Annotated in this window: 14 protein-coding genes and 1 riboswitch; of the genes, 9 read left to right on the top strand and 5 right to left on the bottom strand. The window is 67.1% G+C overall.

Annotated elements, in window-relative coordinates:
• Positions 1–488 precede the first annotated feature (488 nt).
• The 6 genes from ACQR0U_RS09620 (at position 489) to ilvC (ending at position 6,908) form a co-directional block, all read left to right on the top strand.
• Positions 489–2,258 (top strand): acetolactate synthase 3 large subunit, encoded by a 1,770-nt coding sequence (locus ACQR0U_RS09620; protein ID WP_315713347.1) that lies wholly within the window; start codon positions 489–491, stop codon positions 2,256–2,258.
• Positions 2,259–2,473: 215 nt separating this feature from the next.
• Positions 2,474–3,457, top strand: coding sequence for a threonine dehydratase (locus tag ACQR0U_RS09615; RefSeq protein WP_434872133.1), 984 nt, complete (start codon positions 2,474–2,476; stop codon positions 3,455–3,457).
• A gap of 214 nt (positions 3,458–3,671) precedes the next feature.
• Positions 3,672–4,214 carry an acetolactate synthase small subunit gene (gene ilvN / locus ACQR0U_RS09610; protein WP_315713345.1) on the top strand — a complete coding sequence of 181 codons (543 nt, stop codon included), beginning with the start codon at positions 3,672–3,674 and terminating at the stop codon, positions 4,212–4,214.
• A gap of 3 nt (positions 4,215–4,217) precedes the next feature.
• Positions 4,218–4,907 carry a class I SAM-dependent methyltransferase gene (locus ACQR0U_RS09605; protein WP_434872132.1) on the top strand — a complete coding sequence of 230 codons (690 nt, stop codon included), beginning with the start codon at positions 4,218–4,220 and terminating at the stop codon, positions 4,905–4,907.
• A 228-nt stretch (positions 4,908–5,135) separates the two neighbouring features.
• Positions 5,136–5,738 (top strand): LysE family translocator, encoded by a 603-nt coding sequence (locus ACQR0U_RS09600; RefSeq protein WP_434872131.1) that lies wholly within the window; start codon positions 5,136–5,138, stop codon positions 5,736–5,738.
• 150 nt (positions 5,739–5,888) lie between these two features.
• Positions 5,889–6,908 (top strand): ketol-acid reductoisomerase, encoded by a 1,020-nt coding sequence (gene ilvC, locus ACQR0U_RS09595; RefSeq protein ID WP_315713342.1) that lies wholly within the window; start codon positions 5,889–5,891, stop codon positions 6,906–6,908.
• An 85-nt stretch (positions 6,909–6,993) separates the two neighbouring features.
• Here ilvC and ACQR0U_RS09590 read toward each other — a convergent pair whose 3' ends face one another.
• From ACQR0U_RS09590 to ACQR0U_RS09580, 3 genes are all read right to left on the bottom strand, one after another.
• A complete protein-coding gene (locus ACQR0U_RS09590) occupies positions 6,994–7,572 on the bottom strand; it encodes a hypothetical protein (protein ID WP_434872130.1) in 579 nt (192 codons plus the stop codon).
• A gap of 75 nt (positions 7,573–7,647) precedes the next feature.
• A complete protein-coding gene (locus ACQR0U_RS09585; RefSeq protein WP_434872129.1) occupies positions 7,648–9,723 on the bottom strand; it encodes a TonB-dependent receptor plug domain-containing protein in 2,076 nt (691 codons plus the stop codon).
• 96 nt (positions 9,724–9,819) lie between these two features.
• Positions 9,820–10,037: riboswitch (cobalamin riboswitch) on the bottom strand.
• A 271-nt stretch (positions 10,038–10,308) separates the two neighbouring features.
• Positions 10,309–11,421 (bottom strand): DUF2336 domain-containing protein, encoded by a 1,113-nt coding sequence (locus tag ACQR0U_RS09580; protein ID WP_315752746.1) that lies wholly within the window; start codon positions 11,419–11,421, stop codon positions 10,309–10,311.
• Positions 11,422–11,964: 543 nt separating this feature from the next.
• Here ACQR0U_RS09580 and ACQR0U_RS09575 point away from each other — a divergent pair.
• Both ACQR0U_RS09575 and ACQR0U_RS09570 read left to right on the top strand, forming a co-directional pair.
• Positions 11,965–12,822: an SDR family oxidoreductase gene (locus ACQR0U_RS09575; protein ID WP_316187645.1), complete on the top strand. Its 858-nt coding sequence runs from the start codon at positions 11,965–11,967 to the stop codon at positions 12,820–12,822.
• Positions 12,822–13,127, top strand: coding sequence for a hypothetical protein (locus ACQR0U_RS09570; RefSeq protein ID WP_315769089.1), 306 nt, complete (start codon positions 12,822–12,824; stop codon positions 13,125–13,127). The genes ACQR0U_RS09575 and ACQR0U_RS09570 overlap by 1 nt, the downstream gene beginning before the upstream one ends.
• Positions 13,128–13,144: 17 nt before the next feature.
• Here ACQR0U_RS09570 and ACQR0U_RS09565 read toward each other — a convergent pair whose 3' ends face one another.
• Both ACQR0U_RS09565 and ACQR0U_RS09560 read right to left on the bottom strand, forming a co-directional pair.
• Entirely contained in the window at positions 13,145–13,786 is a 642-nt protein-coding gene (locus tag ACQR0U_RS09565; protein ID WP_315769257.1) for a response regulator transcription factor, read from the bottom strand.
• Complete coding sequence (locus ACQR0U_RS09560) at positions 13,783–15,189, bottom strand: HAMP domain-containing sensor histidine kinase (protein ID WP_434872156.1); 1,407 nt, start codon at positions 15,187–15,189, stop codon at positions 13,783–13,785. The genes ACQR0U_RS09565 and ACQR0U_RS09560 overlap by 4 nt, the downstream gene beginning before the upstream one ends.
• 189 nt (positions 15,190–15,378) lie before the next feature.
• Between ACQR0U_RS09560 and ACQR0U_RS09555 the strand changes: the two genes are divergently transcribed.
• The gene (locus ACQR0U_RS09555) at positions 15,379–16,311 is read left to right on the top strand and encodes a DUF2380 domain-containing protein (protein WP_434843120.1); all 933 of its coding nucleotides are present in this window, start codon (positions 15,379–15,381) and stop codon (positions 16,309–16,311) included.
• The last annotated feature ends 7 nt before the right edge of the window (positions 16,312–16,318 follow it).

Below are 16,318 nucleotides of genomic sequence, written 5' to 3'. Positions count from 1 at the left end.
TAACCACGATCGTGAGTATGGATTCCGGGCTCGCCCTCCGGGCGCCCCGGAATGACGACCTCGTTTGGAGATGGAGCCCGTACTCTCATCCAGCCTATTGCCTCGTTTCGGAGGCCAACCGCCAAATTACCGCTCGCCGAACGGAAAATTCCGCGTTAACATCGCAAAATCGCGCTGACGGGCCGGCTTTGCCTTGACATTGGGGCATCGCCGGCTATGTTTCGCGCAACCTTTGGGAAGCTCGCTCGGCATCATGCGCAACTTTATTTCCATCCTCCTTATCGCCGTCGTACCCAGGCGCACCGCCGGGGATGGCTAGCGGCCATCCAAATTCCGAGCGGTGCGCAGGGCCTTCCAGGGCCCTTTTTTATTGCCTGGAAGCCAGCGATCCGACCGAAATGACCCTGACCCAAGTGACCAAAACCGACTGACCAAAACCGACTGACCAAGACCGACCAGCCGCTGACAGAAGCGATCCGGAGCCCACCATGACCGACAAGAGCCACGATCCGAACCAGATGACCGGCGCCGCGATGATCGTGCGCGCGCTCATCGACCACGGCGTGCAGCACCTCTTCGGCTATCCTGGCGGCGCGGTGCTTCCGATCTATGACGAGATCTTCCAGCAGAGCGAGGTCGAGCACATCCTGGTCCGCCACGAGCAGGGCGCTGGCCACGCCGCCGAAGGCTATGCGCGCTCGACCGGCAGGCCGGGCGTCGTGCTGGTGACCTCGGGCCCCGGCGCCACCAACATGGTGACGCCGCTGGCGGACGCGCTGATGGATTCGATCCCGCTGGTCTGCATCACCGGCCAGGTGCCGACGCATCTGATCGGCAACGACGCGTTCCAGGAATGCGACACGGTCGGCATCACCCGGCCCTGCACCAAGCACAACTGGCTGGTCCGCAACGTCAACGATCTCGCCAAGGTGCTGCACGAGGCGTTCTATGTCGCGACCACGGGCCGTCCGGGGCCGGTCGTCGTCGACGTGCCGAAGGACGTGCAGTTCGCGACCGGCACCTATCATCCGCCACGCAAGTCCGACGTCCACATCTCCTATTCGCCGCGCGTGAAGGGCGACGCGATGCAGATCCGCAAAGCCGTGGCGCTGCTGGCGGGCGCCAAGCGGCCGGTGATCTATTCCGGCGGCGGCGTCATCAATTCGGGGCCGGAGGCCTCGCGGCTGCTGCGCGAGCTGGTCGAGGTCACGGGCTTCCCGATCACCTCGACGCTGATGGGATTGGGCGCCTATCCGGCGTCGGGCACCAATTGGCTCGGCATGCTCGGCATGCACGGCACCTACGAGGCCAACATGGCGATGCATGATTGCGACGTCATGCTGTGCGTCGGCGCGCGCTTCGACGACCGCATCACCGGGCGCACCGATGCGTTCTCGCCCGGCTCGAAGAAGATCCACATCGACATCGATCCGTCCTCGATCAACAAGAACATCCGCGTCGACGTGCCGATCATCGGCGATTGCGGCGACGTGCTCGCCGACATCCTGCAGGTGTTCAGGGCCGAGGCGAAGAAGCCCGACATCAAGTCGTGGTGGCAGGAGATCGCCGTCTGGCGCGCGCGCAACTCGCTGGCCTACCGGCCGAACCGCGACGTCATCATGCCGCAATATGCGATCCAGCGGCTGTTCGAGCTGACGCGCGGCCGCGACACCTACATCACGACCGAGGTCGGCCAGCACCAGATGTGGGCGGCGCAGTTCTACGGCTTCGAGGAACCGCACCGCTGGATGACCTCGGGCGGTCTCGGCACCATGGGCTACGGCCTGCCGGCGGCGATCGGCGTCCAGGTCGCCCATCCCGACAGCCTCGTCATCGACATCGGCGGCGACGCCTCGGTGCAGATGACGATGCAGGAGATGTCGACGGCCGTGCAGTACGAGCTGCCGGTCAAGATCTTCATCCTCAACAACCAGTACATGGGCATGGTGCGGCAGTGGCAGCAGCTGCTGCACGGCAACCGCCTGTCGCATTCCTACTCGGAGGCGCTGCCGGACTTCGTCAAACTGGCCGAGGCCTATGGCGGCGTCGGGCTCCAGGTCTCGAAGCCCGGCGACCTCGACGGCGCGATCAAGGAGATGATCTCGGTCAAGAAGCCGGTGCTGTTCGACTGCCGCGTCGCGGCGCTCGAAAACTGCTTCCCGATGATTCCGTCGGGCAAGGCGCATAACGAGATGATCCTGCCGGCGGAAGCGAGCGATCCGGCCGCGGCGTTCGCGGGCGGCAAGGCGCTGGTGTGAGTCTGATAGGTTTGATGGTGCGGTGATGGCACGCGCGTCCGGCAGTCTCTCTCTTAACCTCTCCCCGCTTGCGGGGAGAGGTCGACGCGCAGCGTCGGGTGAGGGGGACTCCCCACGCAGTCGGCCTCGCGGAGAATCTCCCGCTCCCCGCAAGCGGGGCGAGGGAGTTCATCTGCTTGCGCGGCCGCATTGTGCCCGTGCGTCAGGGAGTTCTCATGTTCACCCTCGCTGAGCTCGAAGCCGCCCACGCCATCGTCGGCGCCGCGGTGCCGGCGACGCCGGCGCATGCGTGGCCGTTGCTGGCGCAGCGGCTGGGGACCGGGGTCGTCGTGAAGCACGAGAACCACACGCCGGCCGGCGCCTTCAAGGTGCGCGGCGGACTGGTCTATGTCGACAACCTCAAGCGCACGCGGCCGGACGTCCGCGGCCTGATCACCGCAACGCGCGGCAATCATGGCCAGAGCGTCGCGTTTGCCGGCCGCCGCAACGGCCTGCCGGTGACGATCTACGTGCCGCGTGGCAACTCGGTCGAGAAGAACCGCGCGATGGCGGCGTTCGGCGCCGAGCTGATCGAGCACGGCAGCGACTTCCAGGAGGCGCGCGAGGAGGCCGGCCGCCATGCGGCGCGCGACGGCCTGCACATGGTGCCGTCGTTCCATCGCGATCTCGTGCGCGGCGTCGCGACCTACGCGCTGGAGCTGTTCCGCACGGCGCCCGACCTCGATGTGCTCTACGTCTCGATCGGGCAGGGCTCCGGCATCTGCGGCTGCATCCTGGCGCGCGATCTCTTGGGCTTGAAGACCGAGATCGTCGGCGTGCAGTCGACCGCGGCGCCGTCCTACGCGCTGTCGTTCGCCGCGCGGACGGTGGTGACGACCAACAGCGCCGACACCCACGCCGATGGTCTCGCGACGCGCAGCCCGGATGCGGATGCGCTGGCCATCATCCTGAAAGGCGCCTCGCGCATCGTGCAGGTCGGCGACGCCGAGATCGCCGAGGCCGTGCGCATTCTCTGGACCGACACCCACAATCTCGCCGAAGGCGCCGGCGCGGCACCGCTTGCGGCGGCCTTGCAGGAAAAGGGCAGGCTCGCCGGCAAGCGCGTCGGCCTGGTGTTGACCGGCGGCAACATCGATCTCGACCTGTTCAGGCGCTGGGTGCTGCCGGCGGCCACGCGTGCCGAAGCGGGGGTCGCATGAGGAGCTCGCAACTCGCCACAAACACCGCCGTCACGCCCGGGCTTGACCCGCCTGCGCGGCCGACGCCGCTTCGGCGCGGCGAAGGCCCGGGCATCCACGAACCGCGCGCTCGACGCTCGACGTGGAGGGCCGGGAGCGCAGACAAGTTTACGCAGTCTGCGCAAGGCAGACTGCTATGCCCGGCCATGACGGTTGAACTATCACGGGGACCCCAATGAACCAGCCAGCGTCAGCCTATTTCCTCGAAGACCGTCACGATCCGAACGAGACGCACACGCTGGCGGTGCTGGTGCAGAACGAGCCGGGCGTGCTCGCGCGCGTCATCGGCCTGTTCTCGGGCCGCGGCTACAACATCGAGAGCCTCACCGTCTCCGAGACCGAGAGCCAGAAGCACCTCTCGCGCATCACCATCGTGACGACCGGCACGCCGATGGTGATCCAGCAGATCAAGCACCAGCTCGACCGCATGATCCCGGTCTACCGCGTCGTCGACATGACGCTGACCAAGCGCGCGATCGAGCGCGAACTCGCGATGGTCAAGGTGCGCGGCACCGGCGAGCCGCGGGTCGAGGCGCTGCGGCTGGCGGATGCGTTCCGCGCCCGGGTGATCGACGCCACGACGGAAAGCTTCGTGTTCGAGATCACAGGCAATACCGACAAGATCACGCAATTCATCGATCTGATGCGTCCGCTCGGCCTGGTGGAAGTCGCCAGGACCGGCATTGCGGCGATCGGGCGGGGATCGGAAGGGATGTGAGCCATGCTGGCGCGCGACTGGTACTACAACGAACGCAACCGGATCGGGCTCGATCATGCCGTCGCCTCGATCTACGGCTCGGGCGATGATGCCGACGAGCGCGCGCGCGCCGCTCTGAAGATGCTCGGCGTCAAGCCGGGCTGGCGGGTGGCGGACATCGGCTGCGGCAACGGAGTGCTGGCGACCGAGGCGGCGCTGCTGGGGGCCGTCGTCGACGCCATCGACATCTCGCCGGCGATGCTGGCGCTGACCCGGATCTACACCCGCGACCGCCGTACCGCGGTGCGGATGCATTCGGCGGGGCTGCTGTCGTTCGCCTATGAGCCGAACTCGTATGACCTGATCGCCAGCGAGTTCACGCTGCATCATCTGCCGGACTTCTGGAAGGCGGTGGCGCTGGCGCGCATCTTCGCGGCGCTGAAGCCGGGCGCACAGTTCTTCCTGCGCGACATCGTCTATGTCAGCATGCCCGACGGCGTCGAGCGCTCGGTCGAGCAGTGGGCGGATTTCAACATCAAGAACCACGACCTCGCCCGCGACAGCGTCATGACCCACATGCGCGACGAGAACTCGACCTTCGCCTGGGTGATGGAGCGCATGCTGGCCGAGGTCGGCTTCGTCACGGTCTCCGCCGACTACCATGCGCCGATGCACGCCACCTACGTGCTGCAGAAGCCGGCGGGGCAGGGCTAGGCGCTGATGTTCTTGTACGACGGTGAGGTGGCCACGCTGCCACCCTCCCCTGGAGGGGGAGGGTGGATCGCGCATGCAATGCGCGATCGGGGTGGGGTGGGCCGCCGCAAAAGCTCGCGCGTGGAGAGATCACCCCACCCCGCCTCACATCGTTGCTTCGCACGATGTGAGGCGACCCTCCCCCTCCAGGGGAGGGTGAAAAGTCGTCGTGTGGCAGGAGCTCATTAGATGTCCCAGCAGCTCCTCATCGCCTTCGTCACCTTCGCCTTCGTGATGGCGTTCACGCCCGGGCCGAACAACATCATGCTGCTGTCGTCGGGCGTGACCCATGGCTTCCGCCGCACGGTGCCGCACATGATGGGCGTCAGCTTCGGCTTCGCCTTCATGGTCGGCGCGGTCGGCTTCGGCCTCGCGACGGTGTTCATCCGCTATCCCCTGCTGCAGGACGTGCTGAAATATCTCGGCGCGGCCTATCTGATCTACCTCGCGGTCGCCATCGCCTTGTCAGGATCGGCCGAGCCTGAAGACGCCAAGCCGCGCGGCCCGATGTCGTTCTGGGGCGCGGCGCTGTTCCAATGGGTCAACGCCAAGGGCTGGGTGATGGTGATCAGCACCATCACCGCCTATGCCGCGATCGCCAGCTTTCCGGCCAACGTGGCGCTGCAGGTCGCGATCAGCTTCGTGATGGCTGTCGCCTCGACCATCACCTGGACGCTGTTCGGCACGGCCTTGCGGCCGCTGCTCAGCTCCGAGCGTGCGGTCCGCGCCTTCAACATCCTGATGGCGGTGCTGCTCCTGGCCTCGCTCTATCCCGTGTTCATGGACGCATGAGGGAGGCGGCCGCCATGCGAGATCGGGGTTTCCAAGCAGGGCCAAAATGCTCTAGACACGGGCCGGATTTCGTCCGGGCGCAGCCGCCCGTGCCTCACCCAAGCGTCTGACTTTCCAGCCAATTCCGGCCATCTCAAAGAGGAAACGACAATGCGTGTCTACTACGATCGCGACGCCGATCTGAACCTGATCAAGGGCAAGAAGGTCGTCATCGTCGGCTATGGCAGCCAGGGCCACGCCCACGCGCTCAACCTGAAGGATTCCGGCGTCAAGGACGTCGCGATCGCGCTGCGCAAGGGCTCGGCCTCCGCCAAGAAGGCCGAAGGCGCCGGCTTCAAGGTGATGGAAGTCGCCGAGGCCGCGAAGTGGGCCGACCTCGTGATGATGCTGACCCCGGACGAGCTGCAGGGCGACATCTACCGCGAGCACCTGCACGACAACATGAAGCAGGGCGCCGCGCTGGTGTTCGCGCACGGCCTCAACGTCCACTTCAACCTGCTCGATCCGCGCGCCGATCTCGACGTGCTGATGATCGCGCCGAAGGGCCCCGGCCATACCGTCCGCTCGGAGTACCAGCGCGGCGGCGGCGTGCCCTGCCTGATCGCGATCGCCAAGGACTCCTCGGGCAATGCCCATGACCTCGGCCTGTCCTACGCCTCGGCGATCGGCGGCGGCCGCGCCGGCATCATCGAGACCACGTTCAAGGAAGAGTGCGAGACCGACCTGTTCGGCGAACAGGCGGTGCTGTGCGGCGGCCTGGTCGAGCTGATCAAGGCCGGCTACGAGACGCTGACCGAGGCCGGCTACGCGCCGGAGATGGCCTATTTCGAGTGCCTGCACGAGGTCAAGCTGATCGTCGACCTGATCTATGAAGGCGGCATCGCCAACATGAACTACTCGATCTCCAACACCGCCGAATACGGCGAGTACGTCACCGGCCCGCGCATCATCACGCCGGAAACCAAGGCCGAGATGAAGCGCGTGCTCGACGACATCCAGTCAGGCCGCTTCGCGCGCGACTGGATGCTGGAGAACAAGGTCAACCAGACCTCGTTCAAGGCGACCCGCGCCAAGCTTGCCCAGCACCCGATCGAGGAAGTCGGCGCCCGCCTGCGCGACATGATGCCCTGGATCAAGAAGGGCGCGCTGGTCGACAAGTCGAAGAACTGAGGTCTTGCGGCGAAACCGAGAAATGAAAACGGCGGGCAGAGGCCCGCCGTTTTTGTTTGGGGTCGTTGAAGGCCCGCCGGCGCGTTCAGGACGCCGCGCGGCGCGACGCCACCGGCGTCAGCAGGCGGACGATCTCGCTGACGGCGACGAGGCCGACCAGCCAGGCGGCGCTGGTCAGGCCGAGGCGGGCGACGATCGGGAGCGCGAAGCTCGCGGCGCCACCGAGTGCCGGCGTGGCGGCCAGCAGCACCAGCTCATAGGCGGCGTAGGCACTGAGGAGCGCGACGGCAAGCGCGACCGTCGCTGGTGCTGTGCGCAAGGTCGCCAGGGCCATGCGGGCCACAACGGTGGCGCTGAGCGCCGCGACGCCGATCATGGCGCCCCAGGACAGGGTGTTGGCATCGACCGGATAGTGCAGCGCGCCGAAGCCGATGCCCTGGTTGACCAGCCAGGCGCCGAGCATCACCGGCAGCGCTGCGCGCAGCGGCAGCATGGCGGCGGCGATCACGGCGAAGGCCGCAAACGGCGTCGCGCAGGCGAACACGAAGCTCGCCAGCGCGCAGGCCCCTGTCAGCAGCGCGAAGCAGAACGCAGCGGCATGCCGTTGCGGAACGGGCGCGAGGCGAGCCTCCGAACCAGACCGGGCGAGGATGTCGAGAGTCATGGAACATCTCCTTCTGTTGCGATTGTAGTCCATTTCGGCAACTTCTGTCAGCCGCCGGGAGGTTGGTCGGCAGCGTCACTGCACGCCGAAGCTCGCCACCCGAATGCCGCCGAACACGCCGAAGCCCGGCGCGAGGAATCCGGTCGGGTTCTGGTAGTGATGGTTGAAGAGGTTGTCGATCCGGCCGAACAGCTTGACCTGGTCGGACAGCGCGTAGTCGCTGCGCAGGTTGACGACCGTATAGCCGGGCGCGACGAGGCCCGTGGTCATGCCGTCGCGGCTGACGTCGAGCCAGTCGCCGATGTGCAGCAGCGTCGCTGACAGCGTCAGCGCATCGATCGGCCCCCATGTCGCGGTGGCGCTCCATTTCTCCTTCGGCCGCCGCAACAGCTGCAGGCCGGTGGCCGCATCGACCGCGCGGGTGAACGTGTAGTCCGCACGCAGCGAGATCCGGTCGGTGAGATCAGCGCTCACGAAGCTCTCGGTGCCTTCGGTGGTCGCGAGGCCGACATTGGCGTAGGAGGTGAAGGTCGCGTTGAAATTGATCAAGTCGGTGATGCTGTTGTGGAAGTAGGTCGCGCCGAAGCGGAGACGATCGTCGAACAGCGGCTGCTCGAAGCCGGCGTCGTAGCCGGTGCTCTGCTCCGGCCGGAGGTTGGGATTGGCGAAGAAGTTGAACGCCGGAAAATCCTGGTGCAACTGGCTCAGGGTCGGCGCCTTGAAGCCGGTGCCGTAGCTCGCCTTCAGCTTGGTCTCGGTCACCGGCAGGATCACCGCCGGCGCGATCCGGTAGGTGCCATGGCCGCCGAACTGGTCGTTGACGTCGTTGCGCAGGCTCGCCACCACGAACCAGCGCTTCACGAACTCGGTCTGCAGCTCGACGAAGCCGGCCTTGTTGCCATTCTCGGCCGAGAGGTCGGCGGTCTTCAGCCGCTCGGTCTGCTGCTCCAGGCCGACGACGAGATTGTTATGCGGCGCCAGCTCGGTCACCGCGTGCCAGTCATACTTGATGCGCTCGCCGGTCGCGACCGCCGCCACCGGATTGCCAGCCGTCAGGTCGGACGACCGGTCGTTCACATAGTTGACGCCGAAGTAGTTCCGGATGCGGCCGCCGAGCAGCGACCACACGGCTTCCTGGCGTGTTGCAAGCTGGTGGACGGTGTGGTTGCTCTGGGCCGCGTCGGGAAAGCTCGGAAAGCCGCTGTCGCCGGTGAACAGCAGCGTCGCGTCGGTGTATCGAATCACCGAGTTCAGCGTCCAGGCCTCGTTGAGGTCGACGCCCAGCTTGGCCGAGGCGGTGACGTTGTCGTAGGCATTGCCGATCGCCTTCTGCCCCGCAGGCAGCAGCTGCCACGGGGTCACCGGAACGTCGCCGGCGTGCAGATGCGCGACATTGACCGCGTAGTTGACATTGTTTTGTGAGCCGCTGACGCCGGCTGACTGGTTGAAGGTCTTGAACGAGCCGCTCTCGACCGAGGCGGTCGCGCGCGCCGGGCCCTCGCCCTTGCGCGTGATCACCGAGATCACCCCGCCGATCGCATCCGAGCCGTAGAGCCCGCTCTGCGGCCCGCGCAGCACCTCGAACTGCTGGATGTCGGCGGCGAGCAGATGCGCGAAGTCGAACGCGCCATTGCCGTTGGTGACATCGCCGACGTCGATGCCGTCGATGAAGAGCTTGGTGTGATTGGCGTTGGTGCCGCGCATGAAGACGTTGGTCTGGCCGCCCGGGCCGCCGGCCTGCACCACGTTCAATCCGGGGATCGTGCTCAGGATGTCCGGCACCGTGCGGGCCTGCTGCGCGGCGATGTCCTTGTCGGTCACCACGGTGATCGCATTCGCGACATGGGCGACTGGCGTGACGACGCCGGTCGGGCTGACGGCGACGGGGGGGCTGGCCGGCGCGGCCGGCTTTGCCGCCGGCACCTGCTGATGCGCGGCGCTGCCGGTTCTGCGGGGGATGGCTGGTTTCTGAGCGATCGGCTCGCGCGGCGGGTCGACCTCAACCGGGGGCAGAAGGTCGGGGGAGGTGGATTGCTGCGCTGCTGTGGGCGAGGGGCCGAGCAGGGCGAATGACGAGAGGACGCAGAACGACGACAGAAGGGCGCGGCTGCGCCTGGCATGGGGAACGGGAGACACGAGGAACCTCGGCATGACGTCAGTGGCACGTCACCGCGAACGAGGTCTCATGCAGGCCTTCGCAGGCCTGCCTGAAAACGATGCCAATAACGCCCCGACCGGCATCCTCGCGTGTGACCACGGCTGACGGCAGGTCTCCTGGCTCGCGGGTCATCACCTTCACGTCGCCTTCCCGGGACCGAGATTTCCCAGTGGCCTTTGACGCGAGATTCGCCGCTTACAGTTGCGGGGGCAGCTGCGGCCTTCAGTCACGTCCCTTGCGAGACGCATCCGGCACCGCATTCCCTTTTGAGCCCCGGTCGAGGGGCACCGTCGCGATCACCGTAGGAGTGCGGGCGCACCAAAGTCAATCCGGCGCCCGGCGATCTCCTGGCGATAACGCTGGCCGGTCGGCTTGGTGATGCCCGGCCGCCTGCGACAGCCATAGCCGTCGTCCCTGCGTTCGCAGTGACCCATAGCCACCGGCGGTCGTGTGGCGAAGGACGACGATCAAGACATTTTCCGCCAATTCACATCACGCGGTATGGGTCCCTGCGTTCGCAGGGACGACAGCGGAGTGCGAGTCGTTGCTGATGAGGATTGCGTCTTGTGAACACCCGCTCACTTCTCGACCTTGTTGTGCACCATCCAGAATCGCAGCGTGCGCTGGGCGGTGTCGAGCGACAGGCGGCCGTAGTCGCGTTCCGCGAGCTTGAGCGTGTCGCTGTCGATGGCGTGCTTGATCGGCCGGTGGGTCAGGATTTTCGCCACCACCGACCAGGCCAGCCCGGCGGCACGGCAGGGGATCAGCACGATGTCGGTGCGCGGACCTTCGAGCACCTTGGCCATCATCTCGGTCGGGACGTTGTTGAGCAGGCCGAGTGCGGCGGAAACCTCGCCGAAGCGGCGGGTCTCGGCGAAGAAGGCGATGGCGGCATCGTTGAGCTCGTTCAGCCCCTTCATGCGCTTGACGGCCTCTTCGGCCAGCGTGAAGTCGCGCCCGACCAGGCCGCCGTCGCTGCGCGCAACGTCGGCGATCGCCTTGAGGATCTTCTTGATCTCCTGTTGCAACGCCGGCGGCGCCGAGGCCATCAGCCTGGCGCGCACGGCTTCGGTCGCGCGGCGCAGGAGGTCGCGCAGGTGCTTGGTGGGCAGGTCGACGCGCAGCCCGATGATCTCGGACAATTCGTCGTCGTCCTCGGCATGCGCCATCATCCCGGAATAGCCGGACTCGGAGAAGCGCGCGGTCTGGTTGTTGGCGAGCTTGCGGATCACCCGGCGCTCGCCGCGGTCGACGATGATGTCGGTCACCGCCTCGGTCAGATGCGGACGGCTGGAGATCGCCATCAGGTGATCCTGGCCCTTGGTCGCCGCGACCTCCACCAGCGTATGCTCGGTGAGCCGGCTCGAGTGCATCAGCACGTTCTCGGCCACCGAGATTTCGTCGTCGCGGGCGAGCTGCTGGATCAATTCGACGGGCGCGTAGTCGACCGGCGCGAGATGCTTGCTGAGTTCGGCCCGCGCGCGGGTCTCGACCCGCGAGACCAGCATGCACAGCACGTTGTCGAATACCTTGATCTGGTCCTCGCTGAGGCGTTCGCCGTCATGCAGGAACAGGTTGGTGACTTGGCGCAGCGTGTTGACGCGCTTCGCCGAGGTGCCGCTGCGGACGGCCTCTTCGAGTTCGGTGATGATGGAGTCTTCTGAAGGCGGAAGCTGTTCTGGCTGTGACACGATCGCGCTCGTTTGTCCCGGATTGCCGGAGCGACAGCAACGCGATTGTGATCCGCTGCAAGGCTTTCGGCCCGAGCAGTTTTCGGCACGGGCGATAACAATGCGTTAGGGGCCGAAGGCGTAGTACTCCGGAGAAACACGGATACGGAAAATTAAGGCGATACGCATAGAGGGGAAGACGGGCCGGAGCCCGGTCTTTCGGAGATTCGCCGGACGATCGATGCAATGAGGTGCGAACACCTCCCCGCAGACGCGGCGACGACAGGCCAGCGAAGCGGAAAGGTTAATGATCCCATAAGGTCACAAACCTTCCTTCATCCAATTTGCTCGCTGCCCTCGATCTCACGTCAGCTGTCATCCTCCCAAGCCTTGAAACTTAAATCCCATTCTTGCCGCGGCCATTTTGCCGACGCGTCGTGCGGTGCGTAGTGTCACCCGATGTTCCGGGGCAGGCTCGGCGGGCGATGACCTCGCGCGAAAAATCAGCGCCAGCATCCTGCCGCATCTCGTGCGATAATCGCTGCGCAAATCGTTGAGGTCACCATGAAATCCGTCGTCATCACCGGCGCATCCACCGGCATCGGGTTCGCCTGTTCGAAGCTCCTGCTCGCGCGCGGCTTTCGCGTGTTCGGCAGCGTTCGCAAGCAGGCCGACGCGGACCGTCTGCGCGGCGAGCTCGGCGCCAACTTCATGCCGCTGCTGTTCGATGTGACCGACGAGGCGGCGGTGAAGGCTGCCGCCGGCGAGGTACGAGCGGCGCTCAAGGGCGAGACGCTCGCCGGTCTCGTCAACAATGCCGGCATCGCCGTCGCCGGTCCCGTGACGGAGCTGCCGATCGCGCAGTTCCGCCATCAGATGGAGGTCAACGTCATCGGCCCGGTCATCGCGACCCAGGCGTTCGCGCCGCTGCTCGGGGCCGATCCAGCCATGACAGGAGAGCGCGGCCGGATCGTGATGATCAGCTCAGTCGCGGGCCGCAACGGCAACCCGCTGATGGCGCCCTATTCGACCTCCAAGCATGCGATCGAAGGGCTGTCCGAGAGCCTGCGCCGTGAGCTGATGCTGTTCGGGATCGACGTCATCGTCATCGCGCCGGGCGCGGTGAAGACGCCGATCTGGGCCAAGGCCGACGAAGTCGACCTGTCGCCGTATCAGGCCTCGCCGTTCTTCCCGGCGCTGCAGAAGATCCGCGCCTTCATGCTGCATCTCGGCCAGTCCGGGCTGCCGGCCGAGACCATCGCCGCGCGGGTGGCCGACGCCTTGACCTTGCCGGCGCCCAAGGTGCGCTACGAGATCGCGCCCGATGCCATGAGGCAATGGATCGTGCGGGTGCTTCCGAAACGGACCGTCGATCGCATCATCGCCAAGCGGCTCGGCCTGATGCCCGCGACCAGACCCTGATGCCGGCGATGACGACCATCGGCAAGACCCAGGCGGAGCTGACCCGCCTGGTCGAGGAGGAACTTCGCGCGCAGCCGGGCTGCGAGACGGCGCGCGTGCCGGCCGTTCATGCGCTCGACGTGCGCAGCGGCCGCAACTGGGAGATCCCGCACGTCGTTCTCGGCGACAGCCTGATCAGCGACGTCGACCGCGCCGTGATGAGCGTGCAGCGCCGGCTCGGGCGTGCATTTCACCTGATCGACGATCCGGTCACGGCGCCGGAAGCGGCAGCGACGCCGCAGGGCGACCCTGAAAATCCTTGCTGAGATGTGAGCCTGCGGGCTCAGGTCAGCAGGCCCTGCCGCAGCGCCAGCCGCACCAGCTCGATGTCGCTGGCCACGCCGAGCTTGTCCTTGATCAGCGAGTGCAGGTTGGCAACCGTCTTCGGGCTGAGATGCAACGCTGACGCGATCTCGTCGGTGGTGCGTTCGGCGAGCAGCATCTGCATCACCTCGAACTCGCGCGCGGACAGGACGTCGGCGGCCGCGCGCTCGCCGGCGAGGCGGCTGAGCGCGAGCTCGTGATCGATGTCGGGGCTGATCGCGATGCGGCCGGCGAGCACGTCCATGACGGCGCGCACGAGCGTCTCCGGCGGGCTGCTCTTGGTGACGTAGCCGCGGGCGCCGGCGCGGATCGCCTGCACCGCGAAGCCGGCATTCTCATGCATGGTGAAGACGAGGATGCGCGCGCTGCGATCCCATTGCCGGATGCGGCGGATGCCCTCGATGCCGCCGACGCCCGGCATGGTCAGGTCCATGATGACGAGATCGGGCCTGACCTCCTTGAACAGCCGGTAGGCTTCGGCGCCATCGGCGGCTTCGGCGACCACGCGCAGCCCCGGCTGCTTCTGCAGCATCGACCTGTAGCCCTCGCGGACCACGGCATGGTCGTCGACCAGCAGGATGGTGCCGGCGGGCGTCGTCATGCCGCGCATGCCGTTTCCGGCTGGGTCGGCGCAGGCGAGAGGCCGGGCAGGGCCGGGACCGGAATCTCGACGTGGAGGCGCGCGCCTCCGGAGGTGGCGGCGAAGCTCATCTGGCCTCCCATGGAGGCGACGCGCTCGCCCATGCCGAGCAGGCCCATGCCAGGCTTGTCGGGAGCTTCGCCGAGAAGACCGTCGTCTTCGACGGTGAGCAGGGTCGCGCTGACCGGCCCGTCCTGAAGCGTCAATTGCAACCGCACCCGCGTCGCGTCGGCGTGCTTGACGGCATTGGTGAGCGCCTCCTGTGCGATGCGGTAGATATTGGTGGCGATGATGCCCGGCAGTCGGTCGACGTCGCCCGACAGGCTGATCTCGAAAACGGTGCGGCCGTGCTGGCGCCTGTTCCAGCCGGCGACGAGGCCCTCCAGGCTGCCGGCGAGGCCGAGCTCGTCGACGTCCGGCGGGCGCAGCCGCATCAGCGCGCCGCGCAATTGCTCCATCATGTCGCTCGCGGTGCGCGCGATGCCGTCGCATTCGCCGACCAGAGCGGGGCAATCCTGCGCCGCGCTGTGACGGATCGATGCCGCGAGCGCCCGGATCGCCGCCAGCGACTGGCCGAATTCGTCATGCAGCTCGCGCGCGAGGTGGCGGCGCTCGTCGTCCTCTAAGGCGATCAGGCGCCGGGTCAATTCGCCGCGCTGGGCCAGCGCCGTCTGCAGCCCCTCGGCGAGCTGGTTGAAGGCAGCGCGGATCGCCGAGAGCTCGGCGAGGTCGAACGGCGGCAGCCGCGCCGACAGATCGTTGGCGGCGATCCGCTCCAGCCCGGTGCGGATCAGCCGGGTGGGGCGCAGTGCGCGGGCCAGCGCGGCGTAGGCCAGCGCGCACAGCAGCACCAGCGCCGTCCCGAGCACCGGCAGCAGCCGGCTGAGCTCGCGCCAGGCGTCCGCGGTCATGACGCCGGCGTCGATCCAGACGACGGCATCGCCGGTCGTTTCGTCGCGAAACCTGACCGGCCGTGCCGCTTCGCGGCCCGGATCGAACAGCCGCCGATAAAGCATCGCGAAGGCGCGGGGCGGTTCGTCCGTCTGCGCCTCCGCGCCGCCACAGATCCGCTGCACGATCGCGCCGTCGCCGCCGCGATAGGCGATGCACAGGCCCGGTCGCATCGCCGCCGCCGCGACCGCATCGAGGTCGGGAAAGCCGGCCGGCGGACTGTTGACCCAATGCATCTTGCTTTGCTGCAATTGCAGCGTCCGGGCCGTGATCTCGGCGATCCGCTCATTGCGCGCATGCACCGAGCGGTCGATGTCGAACAGCACATAGGCGCAGATCGCCGCGAAGCACAGCGCCGAGACCACCGAGATCCGCAGGGTCAGGCGGTATTTGAGGTCGTACCGGGTCCACATCTTCGGTGTGTCCATGACAGCCCAGCCGGCCGGCATTTAACGGCAGAACCGTCTGGGCCAAAAGCGCCGCGGCCCGGTGGACGGTGCGGTCGTGAATTTTTCCCGTGCCGCGCCGGGACCGTGGCCGCTGCGGCGATGGCACGGCGGCGTCTAGCTTCCGACCGCCAGACATCGTTGCAGGGGGATCCCATGTCGAACCGTCGCGTCGTCCGTTGTCTCGTTCTCGCGCTTGCTTTCGCGGCCGGCCCGGTCCGCGCTGCCTCCGGCGATGTCCCGGCCGTGCTGGTCGACGATTTCAGCTATCTCGACACGTCCGGCGAGCCGGTCGATCAGACCGCCGCGCATCAGCGGCGGCTGGATGCGTTCATCGCCGCGCTCCGCCGCGATGTCGCCGCCGACGCGCGGCTGCGGCCGGTCAGCCCGTCCTGCGCACCGTCCTGTCCGACCGATGCGTCCCCGGAGGCCCGGCTGCAGATGGCGGCCGCGGCCGGCGCCACCGTCGTGATCACCGGCGGAGTCCAGAAGCTCTCCACCCTGGTGCAGTGGGCGCGCGCATCGGCCATCGACGTCGCCTCCCATCGGGTCCTGTTCGACAAGATCTTCACCTTCCGCGGCGACAGTGACGAGGCTTGGCAGCGCGCCGAGATGTTCGTCTCGCGCCAGGTCCGTGACGCACTGGCGCCGCCGGAGCCGATCCGGCTGGCGCTGCTGCCGTTCGAGCTCGACGACACCAGCGCGGGCGCCGCGCTCGGCGAGACCGAATCCGACCAGAAGGGGCTGCAGGAGACGACCGACGCGGTGCGGCAGCTGCTGGCACAGTCCGGGCGCTATCGCCTGGTGGACGCGGCCGGCGAGATCAAGCCGGGGCAGCCGGTGCGCGAGTGCGACGATTGCGAGGCGCGGGTGGCCCGCGCGCTCGGCGCCCAGCAATCGCTGCTCGGCATCGTGAGGCGGATCGGCCGCACCGAATACATCATCGGCTTTCGTGTCCGCCAGGCCGACAGTGGCGCGCTCGTCGTCGCCGGCGATAGCGGATTGCGCCTCGGCGCCAATTATTCCTGGAGCCGCGGCGCGGTGCGCCTGGTGCGCGAGCGGCTGCTCGAGACCGGCACCCAGAATTGAAAAAGGG

Origin of the sequence: Bradyrhizobium sp. HKCCYLRH3097 (assembly GCF_051167875.1) — a bacterium.
GTDB lineage: Bacteria > Pseudomonadota > Alphaproteobacteria > Rhizobiales > Xanthobacteraceae > Bradyrhizobium.
Note: the sequence above shows the minus strand (reverse complement) of the source record. Positions and strands in the feature narration are given on the sequence as shown.

Bases quoted from the DNA above. Each gene is read 5' to 3' on its own strand.
- ACQR0U_RS09620 (WP_315713347.1), top strand. From the start codon at position 489: ATGACCGACAAGAGCCACGATCCGAACCAGATGACCGGCGCCGCGATG.
- ACQR0U_RS09615 (WP_434872133.1), top strand. From the start codon at position 2,474: ATGTTCACCCTCGCTGAGCTCGAAGCCGCCCACGCCATCGTCGGCGCC.
- ilvN (WP_315713345.1), top strand. From the start codon at position 3,672: ATGAACCAGCCAGCGTCAGCCTATTTCCTCGAAGACCGTCACGATCCG.
- ACQR0U_RS09605 (WP_434872132.1), top strand. From the start codon at position 4,218: ATGCTGGCGCGCGACTGGTACTACAACGAACGCAACCGGATCGGGCTC.
- ACQR0U_RS09600 (WP_434872131.1), top strand. From the start codon at position 5,136: ATGTCCCAGCAGCTCCTCATCGCCTTCGTCACCTTCGCCTTCGTGATG.
- ilvC (WP_315713342.1), top strand. From the start codon at position 5,889: ATGCGTGTCTACTACGATCGCGACGCCGATCTGAACCTGATCAAGGGC.
- ACQR0U_RS09590 (WP_434872130.1), bottom strand. From the start codon at position 7,572: ATGACTCTCGACATCCTCGCCCGGTCTGGTTCGGAGGCTCGCCTCGCG.
- ACQR0U_RS09585 (WP_434872129.1), bottom strand. From the start codon at position 9,723: ATGCCGAGGTTCCTCGTGTCTCCCGTTCCCCATGCCAGGCGCAGCCGC.
- ACQR0U_RS09575 (WP_316187645.1), top strand. From the start codon at position 11,965: ATGAAATCCGTCGTCATCACCGGCGCATCCACCGGCATCGGGTTCGCC.
- ACQR0U_RS09570 (WP_315769089.1), top strand. From the start codon at position 12,822: ATGCCGGCGATGACGACCATCGGCAAGACCCAGGCGGAGCTGACCCGC.
- ACQR0U_RS09565 (WP_315769257.1), bottom strand. From the start codon at position 13,786: ATGACGACGCCCGCCGGCACCATCCTGCTGGTCGACGACCATGCCGTG.
- ACQR0U_RS09560 (WP_434872156.1), bottom strand. From the start codon at position 15,189: ATGTGGACCCGGTACGACCTCAAATACCGCCTGACCCTGCGGATCTCG.
- ACQR0U_RS09555 (WP_434843120.1), top strand. From the start codon at position 15,379: ATGTCGAACCGTCGCGTCGTCCGTTGTCTCGTTCTCGCGCTTGCTTTC.